The organism is Asticcacaulis sp. AND118 (assembly GCF_020535245.1).
Lineage (GTDB): Bacteria > Pseudomonadota > Alphaproteobacteria > Caulobacterales > Caulobacteraceae > Asticcacaulis.
Genome location: NZ_CP084911.1, coordinates 642752 through 660067 on the forward strand (window position 1 = coordinate 642752; position 17316 = coordinate 660067).

Annotated in this window: 15 protein-coding genes and 1 tRNA gene; 9 read left to right on the top strand and 7 right to left on the bottom strand. The window is 59.0% G+C overall.

The genetic code is table 11. From position 1 onward, the window contains the following. Positions 1–29: 29 nt before the first annotated feature. Both LH365_RS16360 and LH365_RS16365 read right to left on the bottom strand, forming a co-directional pair. Positions 30–1340 (bottom strand): MICOS complex subunit MIC60, encoded by a 1311-nt coding sequence (locus tag LH365_RS16360; protein WP_226745630.1) that lies wholly within the window; start codon positions 1338–1340, stop codon positions 30–32. 35 nt (positions 1341–1375) lie between these two features. Next, positions 1376–2623: an SGNH/GDSL hydrolase family protein gene (locus LH365_RS16365; protein ID WP_226745631.1), complete on the bottom strand. Its 1248-nt coding sequence runs from the start codon at positions 2621–2623 to the stop codon at positions 1376–1378. A gap of 595 nt (positions 2624–3218) precedes the next feature. Here LH365_RS16365 and LH365_RS16370 point away from each other — a divergent pair. The 4 genes from LH365_RS16370 to LH365_RS16385 all read left to right on the top strand — a co-directional run bounded on the left by LH365_RS16370 (position 3219) and on the right by LH365_RS16385 (position 7776). Next, positions 3219–3563 (top strand): MmcQ/YjbR family DNA-binding protein, encoded by a 345-nt coding sequence (locus LH365_RS16370; RefSeq protein WP_226745632.1) that lies wholly within the window; start codon positions 3219–3221, stop codon positions 3561–3563. Positions 3564–3893: 330 nt separating this feature from the next. Beyond that, positions 3894–4502 carry a hypothetical protein gene (locus LH365_RS16375; protein ID WP_226745633.1) on the top strand — a complete coding sequence of 203 codons (609 nt, stop codon included), beginning with the start codon at positions 3894–3896 and terminating at the stop codon, positions 4500–4502. 138 nt (positions 4503–4640) lie between these two features. Next, on the top strand, positions 4641–5276 hold the full coding sequence (locus LH365_RS16380; RefSeq protein WP_226745634.1) for a DUF1134 domain-containing protein: 636 nt from the start codon (positions 4641–4643) through the stop codon (positions 5274–5276). Positions 5277–5430: 154 nt separating this feature from the next. Further along, complete coding sequence (locus LH365_RS16385) at positions 5431–7776, top strand: TonB-dependent receptor (RefSeq protein WP_226745635.1); 2346 nt, start codon at positions 5431–5433, stop codon at positions 7774–7776. Positions 7777–7850: 74 nt separating this feature from the next. Here LH365_RS16385 and LH365_RS16390 read toward each other — a convergent pair whose 3' ends face one another. The 3 genes from LH365_RS16390 to LH365_RS16400 form a co-directional block, all read right to left on the bottom strand. Next, a complete protein-coding gene (locus LH365_RS16390) occupies positions 7851–8888 on the bottom strand; it encodes an oxidoreductase (RefSeq protein WP_370639757.1) in 1038 nt (345 codons plus the stop codon). Position 8889: 1 nt separating this feature from the next. Further along, complete coding sequence (locus LH365_RS16395; RefSeq protein ID WP_226745636.1) at positions 8890–9525, bottom strand: TIGR02466 family protein; 636 nt, start codon at positions 9523–9525, stop codon at positions 8890–8892. A 110-nt stretch (positions 9526–9635) separates the two neighbouring features. After that, positions 9636–10391, bottom strand: coding sequence for an SIMPL domain-containing protein (locus LH365_RS16400; protein WP_226745637.1), 756 nt, complete (start codon positions 10389–10391; stop codon positions 9636–9638). 259 nt (positions 10392–10650) lie between these two features. Between LH365_RS16400 and LH365_RS16405 the strand changes: the two genes are divergently transcribed. The 4 genes from LH365_RS16405 to LH365_RS16420 all read left to right on the top strand — a co-directional run bounded on the left by LH365_RS16405 (position 10651) and on the right by LH365_RS16420 (position 15056). Continuing rightward, positions 10651–10726: transfer RNA gene (locus LH365_RS16405), tRNA-Ile, on the top strand. Between the two features lie 420 nt (positions 10727–11146). Next, on the top strand, positions 11147–13147 hold the full coding sequence (locus LH365_RS16410; RefSeq protein ID WP_226745638.1) for an LpqB family beta-propeller domain-containing protein: 2001 nt from the start codon (positions 11147–11149) through the stop codon (positions 13145–13147). Positions 13148–13749: 602 nt separating this feature from the next. Then, on the top strand, positions 13750–14502 hold the full coding sequence (locus tag LH365_RS16415) for an SDR family oxidoreductase (RefSeq protein WP_226745639.1): 753 nt from the start codon (positions 13750–13752) through the stop codon (positions 14500–14502). Between the two features lie 26 nt (positions 14503–14528). Next, complete coding sequence (locus LH365_RS16420) at positions 14529–15056, top strand: VOC family protein (RefSeq protein WP_226745640.1); 528 nt, start codon at positions 14529–14531, stop codon at positions 15054–15056. A gap of 574 nt (positions 15057–15630) precedes the next feature. Here LH365_RS16420 and LH365_RS16425 read toward each other — a convergent pair. Next, positions 15631–16101, bottom strand: a complete 471-nt coding sequence (locus LH365_RS16425; RefSeq protein ID WP_226745641.1) for an SRPBCC family protein — start codon at positions 16099–16101, stop codon at positions 15631–15633. Beyond that, positions 16094–16372: a hypothetical protein gene (locus LH365_RS16430; RefSeq protein ID WP_226745642.1), complete on the bottom strand. Its 279-nt coding sequence runs from the start codon at positions 16370–16372 to the stop codon at positions 16094–16096. Before LH365_RS16430 ends, LH365_RS16425 begins: the two co-directional genes overlap by 8 nt. 501 nt (positions 16373–16873) lie before the next feature. On the opposite strand from LH365_RS16430, the gene LH365_RS16435 reads away from it, so the two are divergent. Then, the gene (locus tag LH365_RS16435; protein WP_226745643.1) at positions 16874–17284 is read left to right on the top strand and encodes an EF-hand domain-containing protein; all 411 of its coding nucleotides are present in this window, start codon (positions 16874–16876) and stop codon (positions 17282–17284) included. Positions 17285–17316 lie beyond the last annotated feature (32 nt).

The window sequence follows — 17316 nt, forward strand, 5'->3', positions numbered from 1 at the left end:
AACCGCTTGAAGGGGGAAGGGGTGGAGGGTTATGAGTCCTCTAGGTTTTCCTTACTAAATTTGCGAGCACCTGAATTATTCATTTCAAACTCTGGACCAGCTGGACCAAGCTTGGCTCGTGCGGAGAACTTGAATAACGAAGCTAAGACTTCCACTGCTTTATCGTTGTCTTGAACCTCATCAGATTGCTTGAAGAGACCGTGGGTCACTCCATCTAGCCAATGTGTCGGAATTTCCGCAGGATCTTGCCCATTTTCTTTAGATTTTGCCTCCAGCACAGTCTCAATTACCCAGCTTGAACGGTCCACATCGTACAAGTATCGTTCCAGATCACGCTCACTTTTTAAGTCTGAATCGTGAACTTTTCGCATAAAGCCTAGGGCGTAAAAGCCTACAACTGCAATAGCGCCTACTGCAAGCGCCAAGCGTAAGCTCGTCACGTAGAACGGAATCGTCGCTTCATTCGTTTTCTCCATAACTATTGAGAGTTCATAGGCGGAAAAAGCAGCGCTGAGAGAAAATACTGATGCAAGAAATCCACATATGGCCAGAACTGTCCAGCGGTGGGCTCCTACTGTTCTAGATACTGCCGACTTAGCAAGGCGATCTCGCAAGCTTTCCGTAATTTTTAATCTCATATCACGCCGTGCGTGCATATGAGAGCTGTTGTCAAGTTCCTTTATTTTTTTATTTAAATTGGCACGTTCTATTTCAATATTGTTAAGTGATTTTTTTTCGACTTCTTGAATTTCTTTTAATTTTTCTTGATTTTCCGCTTCTAAAGTTGCAATCCGAAGATGGTATTCATCTTCCCTTTTTCTACTTTGCTCGTTTGCTGATTTGATGAAATTTTCATGGATTTCGGAAAGCCTTGATATGTGTTCGGCGTATATGGATTTAAATTTATCATACGAGCCAGCGTCATCCATAACGCTAGATAAAAACAATTCATTGATTTTAGAAATTATATATTTAAATAAATTTTGATCTACAGTTTGACCCGTATTTTGGTGAGCATACAAATATATTTCAGCTTCTGCAAAGCTTGACTCGTGTATATTTCCATTCGAAAATTTTGTAGTTCTTCTGTGAAAATATACCTCTAATCCTGGTATTCCACTTAGATGTATAGGGTTAAATATGCGGGTGCTTTCGATGTTAGTGGAATATTTTTCCAAAACATCAGTTAAATTTTTAAAATTAACTAACGTAACGTTTCCACTTTTAGCTACCGCTAAAATATCAAGCTTTGAAAATTCTATAATAGCTTCAAAAAAACTTGCGATTCGAGAATCTGTTGGTGAAGGAATTTTATATGTATTTTCAGAAGTTTGTGTCATTTTCCGCTCTTTTCAGCTTTATATTTTATTGATATCTATTTTTGAAAGAAGCGCAAATCTACCGCATCGCCCATGACTTTATAACCCGCCATCGACGGGTGGATATGGTCGCCGGAATCGTAGTCGGGCCGCAGGCGCGTCGGGTCGGCTGGATCGGCCATCAGCCTGTCGAAATCGATCACCGCGTCGAAGGCCCCTGAGGTACGTATCCAGCGATTGACCGCCTGACGGTCGGCTTCGTTCTGCGCATCGGGATGGTAGAGCGAAAAGCCCATAAAGGGCAGGATGGTCGCGCCGATGACTTTAATGCCGCGTTCCCGCGCCCGGCGGATCATCTGGCGGTAGGCGCCGATCATGTCCTCGACCAGTTGCGCGTGGGCGGCGGCGCTCACCGGCGCGTCCTTGGTCAGGGTGCCGAGGTCGTTGACCCCTTCGAGGATGACCAGATACTTCACCCCCGTCTGGGCCAGCACATCGCGCTCGAAGCGCGCCATCGCGTTGGGCCCTGAGCCGTCATTGAGGATGCGCCCGCCGCCGATACCGTGATTGAGTACGGACAGGTGCCGGGTGCGCGCCTCGGCCTGAAGTCGCCGCGCCAACTGGTCGGTCCAGCGAGCGTTCATGCCCGGCTTGACGCCATAGCCGTCGGTGATCGAGTCGCCCAGGGTGACGATGGCCGCCGATTTGGCCGAGGCCTCGACATCGACCCCTGAGATGTGAAACCAGCGCTCCATCGTTTTCGCCCCGTCAAGCGCCGCTTCGGCCACGCGGTTGCCCCTGGCGAAGTAGGACACTATGCGAGCGCCGGGATGGCTGGTCTGGGGCGAGGCGGCTTCGGGCAGGTACAGCGACAGGGTCAGGTCGGTGAAGGCCGTGACCGCCATGACGACCGGGTCGGAGACGTACTCCGCTCCGGCGGGGATGGTGATCGCCGTGCGTCCGCCGAAGGTGAGGCCGCGCGCCTGAGCCGGATCGATGCGCGAGGTCATCTGATCTGCCGAGATCGCCGCATGGGCCGCACCGATTTTCAATGGTCTGGTGCCGAAGACATTGGACAGGCGCACGCGGAACTGCCGACCGCCCTGCGTCAGGCGCACGATCTGGCGGATCGTCACGTCGGACGCCATGTCGGGCGGCAAGGTGGTGTCGGGATTGGGCACCATCTGTGATGAGGCCCACGCGCCGACCCATTTCGGGCCCGCGGATGCCGCCGCCGGCAGGGCCGACAGCGCCGCACCGGCGGCTATTCCGCCTAGCAACCGGCGGCGATTGAGATCGGTCATGGCGGGGCTCCCTGTTTTTGGTTGTTACCGTTATCTTCGGCACGACACAGGGAAAGTCAATGCAAAGCGGTCCGCGACGACAGCGAGTGCGGCGCGACCAGCGCCTCCTCGCCCGACGGCTGGGTGAAAATCGATCCCGGCACAGGGGCCTTCGGGCCGCAGCAACTCGCCGGCGGCGTCATCGATGCGCCGGGACACGAAACCGGGCAGGGGCAAGGCGACGGGAGGGGCAGGATTATGGCCGCAAATTGACGCTCTCACCGTAAAATGGATATACCAAAAAAACGAAAAAGACGGCGCGATCCGATGATCCGCCGTCCTTTTTTCAGACATCGTTCGATGGTTTACAGCAGGCTGGCCGCCGCGATCAGCGCCGCTACCGGCAGGATCGCCGCAAACAGCAGGTTGCCGACCATACCAAACGTGTCGCTTAACTTGATAAGGGTCATCTGATACTCTCCTTTTCTTGACAGCAACTATATATGTTGCATGTGCGAAAAAGTTCAGATGTCGATATGTCGCACCTTCATCACAAACGGTAAGCAATCGCGCCGATCCGTGTTAATAATCGTGATCGCTTATGGAAAAGACCCTCATGCTGACCTTTGAAAGGCTCCGCGACATCATCCTGCGCTATCCCGACACCGAAGAAACGATGTCGTGGGACTCCCGCTCGTTCAAGGTGAATGGCAAGGCCATGCTGTTCTGGAACCCGGCGCACGATGCGCCGGTGTTCAAGGTGCCGTTCGAGGAGCGCGACTTCCTCCTGGAGGTCGATCCGGACACCTTTTTCACCACGGACCACCATCGCCCGTGGCCGCTCGTTCTGGCGCGTCCGGACAGGGTCGATATCGGCTGGGTGGAGGCCAATATCGACCGCGTCTGGCGCGCGCAGGTGAAGAAACGCACCCTGAAGCTATGGGACGCTCAACCCCGGTAGACCGGGTTTCAGTCAGGGCTTTTCAGAAGGCTGAGAGTACCGCCGCCACAAAGGCCGCCAGCATGGCACCGGCAATGACCATGGGAAATACCTTATCCATAAGGTCGTCCGGGTTGATCTTAAAGGCTCGCATCCGCGCTCACCTCCTTTCATCAGACCTCTGACAGATTACGCCTTTTTTCTCCGGGACGTGTACACCTTGTCGTGATCCTTCGTTTTTGGGTCACCGCCGCGCCGTAATCCCGACACGCTGCCGTGATCAGTCGGGCCATGACACAAACAAAGGGCAGGGGACCGGCCAGGGGAAGGTTTGGGGGCCGAACCGGGCGGTTGGCCATAGCCGCGGGCGTGGCCCTCGGCCTGCACGGCCTCGCCCTTCTGGCCATCTGGCTGACGCCCGTGCCGCAAACGCCGGAAGCCCCGCCCGTCGGGGTGGAACTTTGGCGGCCGCCCGAAGCCCTGACCCGACCGGTGGTGGAAGCCGCCGCGCCCGAAACCCCGCCGGCGCGAGCGGCTCCCAGCCGTCCGGCGTCGCCGCTCCGTCCGCGCCCGCCAGCGGTTCCCGCTACGCCGACGCCTCTGCCTCTTATACCTCCAGCCGCTGCGGCCCCCGCGACGGAAACCGGAACCGGCGTCACACCGCGCGCCTATGCCGAAGGGGCGGACAGGGGCCGGGCGGCGGCCACCCGCGCACTCAACAAGCGGCAGTTCTGCATCCAGCAGCGCGATTTGGGCCGCCCGATGGATAAGGACTGCCCCGTCACACCGGCGAAGGACATCGTCCTGCCGCTGCAAGCGAAAGAAACCCGCCCGACCAAGCTGTGTCTGGCCGCCCGCGAGCGCGAATGGCAGAAGTACCGCGACGGCACCGGGGCCTATCCGGGCCTGCGCGATATGGCCGCGGGCAAGAAGAAATGCCGTCAGGGCTGGGATGACTAAGGCAGCCGTATTTCCGACACGCAACAATGGGACAGAGGGGCAGGGGATGAACCGAAGCTGAAACCACCGGTAAGGATTTGGTCATCCCTTCAGGGTTAATAAAGCCTTATAACTGTTCTCGACGGAGTCTCTTGCGTAATGGAACGCCGCCACTTTTTGATGGGCGCCGCTGCGACGGCCGCCACCCCGCTGATCGCCTCGCCGCTGCAGGCGCTGGCCCAGACCCCGATGACACAGACGGGGCAATCCGCGTCTGCCTCGTCGTCGTCGCAGAGCCGCGCCGCCGAAGGCTATCAGCGCGATGAAATCCTGCGCGCCGGTTCGGACTTCCTCGGCGTGACGGTCGAAGCGCTGGGCGGGGCCATCGAAAAAATCTTCTCCGATTATGGCGATCGTCCGACGGCCTATGTCGCGGGCGAAGAGGTGTCGGGCGCCATCGCCGTCGGCCTGCGCTACGGCAAGGGTCTGATTCATATGAAGTCGCTGGCCCAGCCGCAGAAAATCTTCTGGCGCGGTCCGTCGATCGGGTTCGATACCGGCGGCAACGCCTCGCGCGTTTTCTCGCTGGTGTACGGCCTTTATGATGTGGAAAAAATCTACCAGCGCTTCCCCGGCGTCGATGGATCGGCCTATTTCATCGGCGGTCTGGGCGTGAACTATCAGCAGTCCGACGAGACTATCGTCGCCCCGATCCGCGCCGGCGTCGGTTTCCGTCTGGGGGCCAATATCGGCTATCTGGCCTATTCCAAGACCCGGAAGTGGTTCCCGGCGTAAGACTCCTGTTTAGCGACTGTTGCGGGAAATCCCCGTCATAAAACGGCGATACGGCTGACATGGCTGTGTCGCCGTTTGGTTAATCGGCTGTCACGAAGCCGGCGTAACCCCGATCCCCCAGAGGCGTCATCCGGACGCCCATTGGGGATTTTGTATGAAAACCTACCTGCAAGCCGGGACCGCCCTGGCCGTTCTGTTCGCCGCCGCGCCGGTTATGGCCGCTGAGGCTCCTGTGGCGGCCGCCGCCGAAGCCGCCCCGGCGGAAGACATCACCGAAGTCATCGTCTACGGTCAGGGCCAGAGCCGTCAGTTGCAAACCGTCAAGAGCGCCGAGCTGGCGCTGGAAGCCGCCGGCACCTCGCCGCTGAAGGCCATCGACAAGCTGCCGGGCGTTTCGTTCCAGTCGGCCGACGCTTTCGGCGCTTACGAATGGTCGACCCGCATCTCGGTGCGCGGCTTCAACCAGAACCGGATGGGCTTCACGCTGGACGGCGTGCCGCTGGGCGACATGACCTATGGCAACCACAACGGCCTGCACATCTCGCGCGCCATCATCGGCGAAGACGTCGGTCGCGTGGAAATGATGCAGGGCGCGGGCGGCCTCTCGACGGCTTCGACCTCGAACCTTGGCGGTACGCTGCAATTCTTCTCGCGCAACCCGGACGGCGATCTGGGCGGTGAGCTGGCCGGCACCGTCGGTTCCGACGCCATGCACCGCCTGTACGGCCGCTTCGACACCGGCACGCTGGACAATCTCGGCGGCCTGCGCGCCTATGTGTCGGTCGCCGACCAGAAGGCCGACAAGTGGAAGGGCGGTTCCGAGCAGAAGCAGCGCCAGATCGACGCCAAGGCCGTCCTGCCGCTGTTCGGTGGTGAACTGACCGGCTATATCAATCACTCCGAGCGCCGCGAGCAGGACTATCAGGACATGTCGTTCGACATGATCAACCGTCTCGGCCGCGACTGGGATAACTTCCAGCCGAACTACGCTTTGGCGACGCAGGTGGCCGCCGCCTATAACAACCCGGCCAACTATGCGGGCACCAGCCCTCTGCTCAACGCTTCGGGCTGCTGGACGGGCGTGGGTGCCAATCCGTATCAGGGCGGCGTCAAGTGCGTGGACGACGCCTATTACTACGGTGCGGGCATCCGCGACGACGATCTGATGTATGTCGGTTATAAGGGCCGGATCAACGATATGGTCAGCGTCTCGGCCACGCTGTACAACCACACCAATGAAGGTCAGGGCCTGTGGGTCACCCCCTATACCCCGTCGCCGAACTACGCCACGGCGGGCGCGACTTCGGACAACGCGCCGCTGTCGATCCGCACCACGGAATACGACGTGGACCGCACGGGCCTGTTCGCCTCGATCGACGTCGATCTGGGCGCGCACCAATTGACCGGTGGTTTCTGGACCGAGGATAATGACTTCAATCAGGCGCGTCGTTTCTATGCCGAGAACGCCTCGGCCCCGAAGCGCGACCCGCTGGACTTCCAGTCTAACCCCTTCTTCACGCAGTGGGAATACGCCTTTAACACCAAGACGACCGTCGCCTATGTGCAGGACGTGTGGACGGTGTCGGATGTGTTCAAGGTGAACTTCGGCTTCAAGGCGATGAACGTCGAAAACAAGGTCCGCCGCATCGCCGGCAACCCGCTGTCGGGCACGATCAAGTCGGACGATGGCTTCCTGCCGCAGGTCGGCTTCGTTTTCAAGGCGCTGCCGGAAGTCGAACTGTTCGGTTCGTACTCGGAAAACATGGCCGCCTACGTTTCCGCCGCCACATCGGGCCCCTTCAGCTCGCTGTCGCAGGCCAATGTCGACTATGTGCGCACCAATCTTAAGCCGGAAACCTCGAAGACGTTTGAGACCGGCGCGCGTCTGAACCTCGACAGCTTCCGCGGTGTGGTCGCCTTCTACCACGTTGATTTCGACAACCGCATTCTGGCGGTGGCGCAAGGCTCGTCGATCCAGGGCAACGCCCCGGTTCTGTCGAATGTCGGCGGCGTGAAGACCAACGGTGTCGAAATCGCCGGCACCTGGCGCGTTAGCGACAATGTCAAGTTCTACTCGTCCTACTCGTACAACGACTCGAAGTACGCCAACGACGTTGTGGCCGCCGACGGCACGATCCGCGCCCGCACCAAGAACAAGACGGTCGTAGACACGCCGAAGCACATGCTGAACGCCGAGTTGTCCTACGACAACGGTTCGCTGTTCGCCACGGTCGGCGCCAAGTACACGGGCGAGCGCTACTACACCTACGAAAACAACGGCGGTCGCGTCGAAGGCTTCACCACGGCGGACGCCACGGTGGGCTATCGCTTCCCGCTCGACATCGACGTGCAACTGAACGTCACCAATCTGATGGACGAAGACTATATCTCGACCATCGGTTCGGGCGGTTTCAGCAACAGCGACACGGCGGGCACGGCCATGACGATTCTGCCGGGCGCGCCGCGTCAGGCCTTCGTCACGGTGCGCAAGCGCTTCTAAGGATTGACACGTCCGGGCCTCTGCTGCGGCCCGGAAAAACTTAGCCGCTCCGGTGCGAACCGGAGCGGCTTTTTTTACAGCCGTATCACATGACCTGTTTCCGCGCTCTCACGCGCCAGATCGAGCAGGCGCATGACATTCAGCGCCTCTTGCGGCGCAACGGGCAAGGGGCCGTTTCCGCGGATGGCCGCGGCCATGCCCTCATAGAAGGCTTCGTAACGCCCCGGCAGGGTCGGCTGGGCCACCGGGGGCAGGGGGTCGATATCCGCGACCGGCGTGAACAGACCGTCGCGGTCCAGACCCCAACCTTCGCCCCCCACGTGTTTTCCCGCCTTCAGGTCGTCCTCCTGCGTGTCGAGCCCGTATTTCACCCACGATCCCCGCCGTCCGTGCACCTCGAAGCGCGGCCCCGGCGCGGGCGTCAGGGTGCTGGCCTGCAGGCGCACCCGATGCGGGCCATAGAACAGGGTGGCGTGGAAATAATCGTCGACCACCGAGCCTTCGCGCTGCTGGGCCAGATCGAGCGCAACGACGTCGGGCGAACCGAACAGGCACAGGGCCTGGTCGACCAGATGCGCCCCCAGATCGTACCAAAGGCCGGAGCCGGGCAAGGATTGTTCGCGCCAGCGATTGCGCAGATAGGGCCGGAAACGGTCGAAACGCGAGATGAACAGGCTGACCTCCCCCAGCTTGCCACTGTCGATCAGGGATTTGGCGGTCAGAAAATCCCCGTCCCATCGCCGGTTATGAAAGACGGTCGCCAGACGATTGGCCGTCTTCGCCGCCGCCAGAACGGTCTCAGCCTCTGCGGTAGTGATGGCGAAGGGCTTGTCGATGACGACGTGCTTGCCGGCCTTGAGCGCCTCAATGGCCTGCGGCGCGTGCAGGTCGTTGGGCGTGGCGATGACCACCAGTTCGATCGCCGGGTCGGCCAGAGCACTCTCGAAATCGAGTACCCGCACGCCGGGAATATCAACATGAACCTCATCCGGACGGGAAGACACTACGGTGCTCAGAGCGAGGCCGCGGGCGGCCCTGATCAGCGGCGCATGGAAGGTCTTGCCGGCATAGCCATAACCGGTCAGCGCGGTCTTGACGGGTTCGCTCATCATCTCACCAACTGTAGTTAAAACTGATGCTTATGCGGATATCTTCAGACAGATTGATCGGCACTTCGTGGCGCAGCCAGCTCTCCCACATCAGGAGGGTGCCGGGTTTGGGCGCTTCGTAGACGAAGGGCTGATGCTCGCGGCGCGCGCCCTCTTTGCGCGGCGGCGAATTCATGAAGCTGGTCAGGCGCGGGTCTTCGAATTTCAGCGCGCTGGCCCCGTCGGGAACGCTGACGTAGAAGGTGCCGGAAATCAGGCTGTGCGGATGTATATGGTTGGAATGGTGCCCCATCGGCTCAAGGATGTTGATCCACATATTGTCGAGCTTCAGCGCGCCGGCGGGCAGGTCGTATTCCAGCAACTCGGCAAAGCGCGCGGCGTGGGCGTCGGTATGGGCCTTGAGGTCCTCAAAGGCGCTGGCCAGCAGGGGCAGATTGTTCAGCGAGCCGTAGGAGGTATAGCCGAGATAGCCCTTTTGCTGCGACCAGCCCTGCCCCGCCTCGTCCTCGTCGGCGAAGGCGCGGCAGGTGTCGTCGATCTCCTCCAGAAAAGTCTCGAAATCCGGCTGCGACGACAGTTCCGCGCGGTAGATTTCGGTGGTGAAGAGAGGGGTGACGGAGGCGTTGTGCGGCTGGCTCATAAGGCCTTTTCGCGCAAAGGCGTTCCGGCGGCAAGCGTCGCATACAAAAATCCCCCTGCGAGAATGTCGCAGAGGGACTTGTCATGTTGGCAACTTTGGCGTTGCTAGACCTATTCCAGTTCGAACTCGGCATTGAGCGTCAGCGAGGTCGAGACCTCTCCGCCCGCCACCGGCGTCGAGTCAGCCGCCATCTCGGCCTTCATGCGGTACATTGGCATCGGCGGGGGCGCCGACAGGCTGGCGTTTTCGTTCAGCGACTTGATGCGCTTCACCGTCTTGCCCAGCGACTTGGCGTAGAGTTCCGCGCGCGCCATCAGAGTCTTCGTGGCTTCCAGACGCGCCTTGTCCTCGGCGGCGGTCGGGTCCTTCAGACCGAAGGCGATGCCGTCGATCTGGTTGATACCGGCCTTGACCACGGCGTCGATGGCGCCGCCCAGCTTCTTCGTGTCTTCGACGCGCACGCTGATGCGGTTATTGGCCTGATAGCCGCGCAGGACCGGCGTGCCGCCGTTTTGCGGGTAGTCGTAGACGGCGTTGAGGTTGAGGCCCGTGGTCTGGACGTTCTTGTCGGCGATGCCCTGGGCCTTCACGGCCGCGAAGACGCTGTTCATCTTCTGGGCGTTGAGCTTCATGGCCTCTTCGGCGGTTTTGGCCTCGGTGACCACGCCGAAGGTGATGAAGGCGACGTCCGGGGTTGAGCGCACCTCGGCGGTTTCGGAGAGGGTGAGAAGCGTGCCCGTGTGGCGCTTGGCCATGCGTTCGGCTTTCGGGGAGTCAGAAGCGTTGTTGGGAGTTTGCGCCATCACCGGAGCGGCGGCGGTCATCAGGGCGAGGGCAGCGGCGGAAACCGCGAACATCCGTTTCATAGTCGTCTCTCTAAGTTGGGCGTGGTGTGCGCCGGTAAACCTGATCTGGCGGGCAAGCGAGGCATCTTCATGACCCCGATGTGACCGCCGCGGGGCGGAGCTTGCCCCGCCTGTGTGTCAAATATCCATGCGCCGCCCTGAATGGCGCATGAACCGGCGCATCGGAATTCCGTCAGGTTTGACACGTGTTGAAAATGCGGAGGAAGGGCTTTAAATCAAAACGGGGCCGTGTTAGGCACGCAGCCCCTGCCTCTGGTGAGGGCGTGTAGCTCAATGGTTAGAGCCGACCGCTCATAACGGTCTGGTTGGGGGTTCGAGTCCCTCCGCGCCTACCAGTTTCTTCTGAATTAGCTGTGCTTATTGGCTTTTTCAGTTTTTTGGACGGTTAGACACTTTGGTTGGACATTTTCAGTCTTGAGCCTCCCGAATCCGCATCTTTCATCGCTTCTTTCGCCATCTTTTTTTTTGGTTCGCGGCGGCTGTGTGTAGGGCAGCTTCTTTTCCACGGTGGGTTGCAACGTTCGTGAGCGTTTAAGCAGGAATGTATCAACGGTTTGTTGGATGTCAGGCTCGTTTAGTGCCGTCAGGCGACGGCTCACCGTCATTGTTTGTCCGACCAAGGCGCACAGCAAAGTCAAGTCCAAAGCCTACGGGATCGCGCTTGGACCAAATACAGCTCGACAGAATTTCCCCAACAGCAATTGACATTGCCCACGGCTGTTCGCAGCCTGTCGGGACTTTGGCGGGGTTTACGAATGGAAGTGATAGACGTCTGCGGCGTGCGCGCTGATCCTGGCTTGTGCGAATTGTCGCGCGGAGATCAAACCATTCGGCTTGAACCCAAGTCCATGTGTGTATTTCTGTTCCTCGCCCGCAACGCCAACGTGACCTGCACCCGTGAGGCGCTGTTCGCTCACTGCTGGCCGCAAGTCAGGGTCGGTGAGGACGCGCTTAATCGCGTTGTCTATCAATTACGTTCCGCACTTGCCGAACTCGGTACGGACGTTCGGATTACCACCATTCCGAAAATCGGCTACCGGCTGGTAGCTGAGAGCCAAGATACCGTTTCAGAGCCTCAACCTCGTCAGAGGACTTTACCATGGTCGGGCTGGCGATCATCGACAACCATGGTTGCTGCTTTTTCAGCCGGGGGCATCCTTGTCGCCGGAGCCGCCTTTACTCTTTGGCCGACGGGGCCGGATATCTTCAGTCCTGTCTTTACCAGCCCAGCCATTGGAGAGCTTCAGCCCGCCCTTTCTCCAGATGCGAAGGCGCTCGTATTTGTCCGCAAATCCGGTGATGACCGCCAACTGGTTATAAGACCTCTGCCGGACGGGCCGGAAACAATACTGCTCAATCAAACCGGCACGATTGCGGCGCCGGCCTGGTCCCCGGACGGCGCGACGATCGCCTATGTCGCAAAAAACCAGCAGCGTTGCGAATACCGATGGCTGAACATAACTTCGCCGACTGTTTCCCACTCGATAGGGCCTTGCGGGTATGGCCCCCTTCCACAATTGAGCTGGCGGCCAGACGGAAAGGCAATCTATACCAGCTACGCGGCGGCCGCCGGGAAGGTAACCGGCGTCTACCGTTTGGGCCTTGACGGCAGCCGTACACTTCTGACCGAGCCACCCGAAACCAGCATCGGCGATATGTTCGCCTCGGCATCGCCTGATGGCCGGTGGCTCGCCTTCCTCCGCGAAGGCGCCTGGCAATCCGGACAGGTGATGCTCCTCGACCTTCATAGTCGTGATGTCCGGCCATTGACCCGCGACGGCGGCGACATTTACGGGGTGGCATGGTCGGCTAACAGCCGTGAGGTCTATGTCTCCATAGATCACGGGAATGACCGCAACGTCTGGTCCTACCCCCTTGATGGCAAACCACCGCGTCGCTTACTCAACGGCTTGGCATCGATCCGCACCTTGTCAGCGGCCTCCGAGCGTGGTGGCGTCCTGGCAGTCGAAAGCGTCAATGCACGCACCGCTCTCGTTCGGAGAGATATAACCTCGGGCCAGACGACGAAGATCGATACCCTGGCCGCAGGTCTGAATGAGGATCCTTCACCGTTCGGCAACGGGCAGGACGTGGTATTTGTTTCCGACCGTACGGGCCGGCGTCAGCTTTGGAGACGGGAGGGTGGAAAGGCGACACCCATTTCCCTGAACCTCCCCGCGGGGATAATCCAGGCGCCCGCTGTGTCGCCCGACGGCCAGCGAGTCGCGTTTGTCCTTCTGCGGGACGGCCGGCGTCAGCTTCATCTAGCCCAGTCCGGCGGGACTGCGTCACCTGTCGAACCGGGTCATGATACCTATTCGCCCCTATGGTTGGGGCCCAATCAGTTGGCCTATGTGTCAGATGGCCGTCTCCATCTGCCCAGTGGCAAGGTGTTGGGGGAGGGGATCGAGGCCGCGCGAAATGCGGGCGCAGGCGATTGGTACGTCTCACGCCGCGGGAACGAGGGTATTTGGCGTATGGACGATGAAGGTCGGTTCAGTCCCGTCATCGACGCATTTATTCCCTATGACGGCTGGGATGTGACTGCCACGCAATTCGCCTGGGTTGATAAACAGACCTTCACGCTTTGGACAGCGGACCGCAATTCATCGCGCGCGGTTAAGGAAACCGCCAAAAACACTGGATACCAGGCGTCCGTTCACGCCACCGTCCGGTTCACCCCAGACGGCCGGTCGATTTGGTTTGGCATCCCGATGAACTACGAAACCCGGGTGCAGGTCTTCCAGTCGAGATAGGATTGCATGCTTTGCGGGGCCGCCTGATGAACCTGATCATTGCCTGATGAAAACCTGACACGGGTTGACTTCCTTCGACCCTGACGCCGAACTCGTGCGTGTGGCGGTGCAGCATCAAGCTCCAGGTCACGCTCTGATTGGAGGCGAAGCATGGGACACGGGAACAAAGGTTATTGGCAAACGTGCGGGCTGAACCGGCATGTGGCAGCCAGGCGCGCCTCCTGCCATCATACTTAGACAAGCCAACAGAACTGCGGCCCATGCAGCGCCCCCGGAAAGCTCCGCCCACCCGAAGAGGAGCGCCCCCAAGCCATAGCCCAAGGCGTCACCAAAGTGACGACGTGCGCTTGGGGGCAGACTCTGTGCGCAGTTGCCGCGGTGAACGTGGCCGTAGATGGCCGATCCGCTGACCCGCCAACTTGTTAGAGCGCAATCCGACAAAGTGGACACCACTTTTCGGAAAAATTGCGCGATCAAGCAAAAACGTAGAGCCATTCTGCGGCTCAACTGAGCCGATGAAGGCTCTAATTTCAGAAACCGAAGAACTTCGCTCGGTACTTCACCGGCCGAATACGAACTGCGAACATCAAAAGGAAATTGGAATGTCTGAACTTTGGCTTGAAGATAAATGTGTCCTGGTGACAGGTGCGGCGAAAAATCTGGGCCGTGCTTTCGCCGAGAATGCCGGCCGCCGAGGTGCCCGCGTCGTGGTGCACTATCACGACTCGAACTCCGCTGCGGAAGCCAATGCGGCTGTCGAACAGATCCGAGGTTTTGGTGCGCAGGCGGTTGCTGTTCAAGCCGACTTGACACAGGCCGATGCGGTCATTGGGCTGATGAAGACCACGATAGAGACCTATGGTCGTCTCGACGTCCTGATCAACAATGCAGGCCTCATTATCAAGAAGCCGTTCGGTGAGTTGGAATTGGAAGACTATGACGCCTGTTTCGCGGTTAATGCGCGAGCACCGTTCCTTTTGATGCGCGAGGCCGTCCGCTACCTGCCCGACGGTGGACGGGTGATCAACATCGGCACCTCAATCCTGGGCCTGGCGTTCGGAGGCTACGGTATTTACGTTGGCAGCAAGGGGGCGCTCGAGCACATGACCCGCGTCTTCGCCCAGGAGTTCAAGAGCCGCCGGATCACGGCCAACCTGATCGCCCCCGGCGCGCTGGACACGCCCTTCTTCTATGGAGCCGAATCCGAACATTCGGTGGCGATGATCAAGCAATTTACCGGCGGCTTAGGTGCCGTTGAGGATATCTCTCCAATGGTCGACTTCCTCACCTCGCCGCAGGCGGGATGGATCACGGGTCAGACACTGTTTGTGAACGGTGGCTTTGTCGCACGTTAATGCCTTCTGTCCGAAGTGAGACGTCCATGAAACCGTATTCTGATCACACAATTATTGAAGGATGGCACGTAGGCGCGCGTCGCGTTCTCTCAATGCTGGCCATCGTTGCAGCCGTGTACTTGTTGCTGCCTACAGCAGTGCAAGCTGACCCGAAATTCAGCGGCGGTTTCATGGCAGTGTCTGTTGCCGATGCGCGAGCGACAGCACGATGGTATACGCAGATGCTGGGCTTCGCGGTCACCCAAGAAGGGGCGGTGCCAGACCGTCCGATTCGCTTCGCGTTTTTGGCCAATGGGGACAGTCTGATAGAAATCATCGAACGTCCCGATGCCGCGCCTCCGCCTTTGGCGGAAAATAGCCAGCGTCAAGCCTGGCGTACACATGGCATCTTCAAGGCTGGCTTCTGGACTGACGATATAGAGGCGCTTGAGACGCACCTCACCGCAAAAGGTGCACTCTTTTCGCACCGCATTGTCAGACCGGACGGCGCCCCCTATCGCACGCTCGCCGTTCGGGATCCTGAAGGCAATATTGTCCAGATATTTGGACGGTGAGCGTGCGATTTTACCTCCTGATATTGTGACGTCAATTTTAGGTTAGAGCATGAATTTGAATAATCGGGTCCCGGCGCAACTGTATTCCCGCGCCCCTGTTCTTGTTAATTGCCGGCGGCGGAGGGCATTTGGCGGCGACAGCAAGAACGAGAATGTCGTCGATTGGGGTGCGCCCATCCGGGTTGTGGCAGGTGGTTTGGGAAGCGGGGTACGGCACCAGATACCAAAAACTATCAGTTCTATCCCGCGCGGTTTGCTTGGTCATGTCAAAGATGGAACTGAGAAGTGACGGTCAAGGTCGGCGACTAGGTGAGGGCGGCGCAAGTGGCCACCGCGTCGGAGTGTCGGGAAGCGCCAATTTCCTGCATTGAGACTTCCTACGGCAGGATGGGCCCACGATCGATAGCGGGGGCTTCCCAGGCCGCTTCGCCAACACGGTGATGGTGTCAGGCCTGATAGATAGCGTTGATAAAGTTACCGCTTTTTTTGGCCCCTACGACGGCCTGTCCGGACGAGTCCCCATCGCATTCCGCCCAAACGAGCGAGGCAAAGATTTGTCTTGTCGGCCCGGGCATCAGGCGCCGGCTTCGCGTCGATCTAGGTATGTCAGGATCATCGTGCGCCAGCGCTCGATCATTGCGACATAGTTTTCTCCCTGAAAGCTTCGAACGTCGTCGACTCCCTTCTCGCTCATGGGGACAAGTGTGTAGGCAACCCATACGCGCGTGTCGTCGTTGCAGGCGCCTTGGGGGATGCATTGCACCTCGATTAGGACCGATCGCGATCCGGCCGTGACGCGGGAGTAACGGACGTAGTGCTGATGAGGCCTGTAGTCGACAATGGTCCAATGCGTTGTTTCAGCACCGTGATAGGTTAGAAAGACCATCCCCTGGACCGTCTGTCCGTCCCGCGGATGGATGTATTCGGGCTTCCATTCCGCGATCCAAAGGGTTTCGCCGTGGGGTGTGAACAGATCGAAGCACTCGTCGAGCGGCAACGGAATATCGATCGAATGCTTGAGGCTAAGCGGTGTAGAATCAAACATCTGACTTCTTTCGTTTCGGTTTTTCGCTCGTGGAGTCGGCGAGGCAATGGCTGTCACCGGCGGACAAATCGAGCCCGTAGATATCCTTCAGTTTCGCGATGACCTGAAGGGTGTCAGGCGTAAAGGGTGCGACACCATCGAAGGCGTGCAGGACGATGCCCTCCAGCAGATCGCCAAGGGTCAAGTCCTTGTGTTCGGCGAGGGCTTTGAGAACTTTCAAGATGCGCGTCTCGACGCGAATCCCCGTTTGAACCCGTTCAATCGTTGCCATTGCTGTCATCCTTGGAATAGATTTGTACAAATGTATGCATATATCAAATTATGGTATTTTGCAAATAATTGTTATAATTATACATATATATGACATTGATGCGGTTTGTGCCTTGGGAAACGCAGCGCCTGCGGCGAGGGGACTGGGATCGATCCGCGCAGCACAGGCGGGGGTCGAGGCTTCATCGACATGCTTGTTCACGTCCGCCCCACGCGCACGCAACGACACAATCCTCTGTTGCTCACCGCCTAGGCCCCTGCATCCCGCAGTATCTCTAAATGAGCCAAGCTGTCCGCTTTCGCAGCCTGATACCTCCGGCAGCCGAGCGGCTGACCGCGCCGCGCAAAAATAAGTTGCCGAACCGCTTCTGAATGACCTGCAAAGTTAAGTGTGCAGGTCGAGACCTTGTTCGAAGAAGGCGATCTCAGCGTCAGATTTGCGAGATGTCTTCGTATCAGGAACGGTGACAGCTCGGGGGCGAGTGCATTTAAAGGTTCACAAATGACATTGCGAAACATCAAGATTCTTTTCAGCCTACTCTTTCCGTTGGCCGCAGCGTCCGGTGCGGTGCTCGCCCAGTCCGACGACAGTCCCGGCGCTCGGTTCGCGACGGCGGACGCTAATCGCGACGGCAGCACCACGCGCGCGGAATGGGAGAGCTACCGCATGAGCCAGTTCGATCGCGTTGATCGCAATCGCGACGGCTTCATTTCCGCTGCGGACGTCCCGCGCTTTCTGCAGAACAGCGACCGCGCCCAAAAGCTTCAAGACACCATTAGGCACCTTGACCAGAACGGCGACGCCAAGCTTAGTCGCGCCGAATTCACGAATGCGCCGGCTCTCGGCTTTGAAAAATATGACCTGAACAAGAACGGCGTGATCGATCCCTTGGAGCGTGAGGCGGCGCGCTGACCGGAGACGGCGCGCCCTGGTCAAAGGCCTGC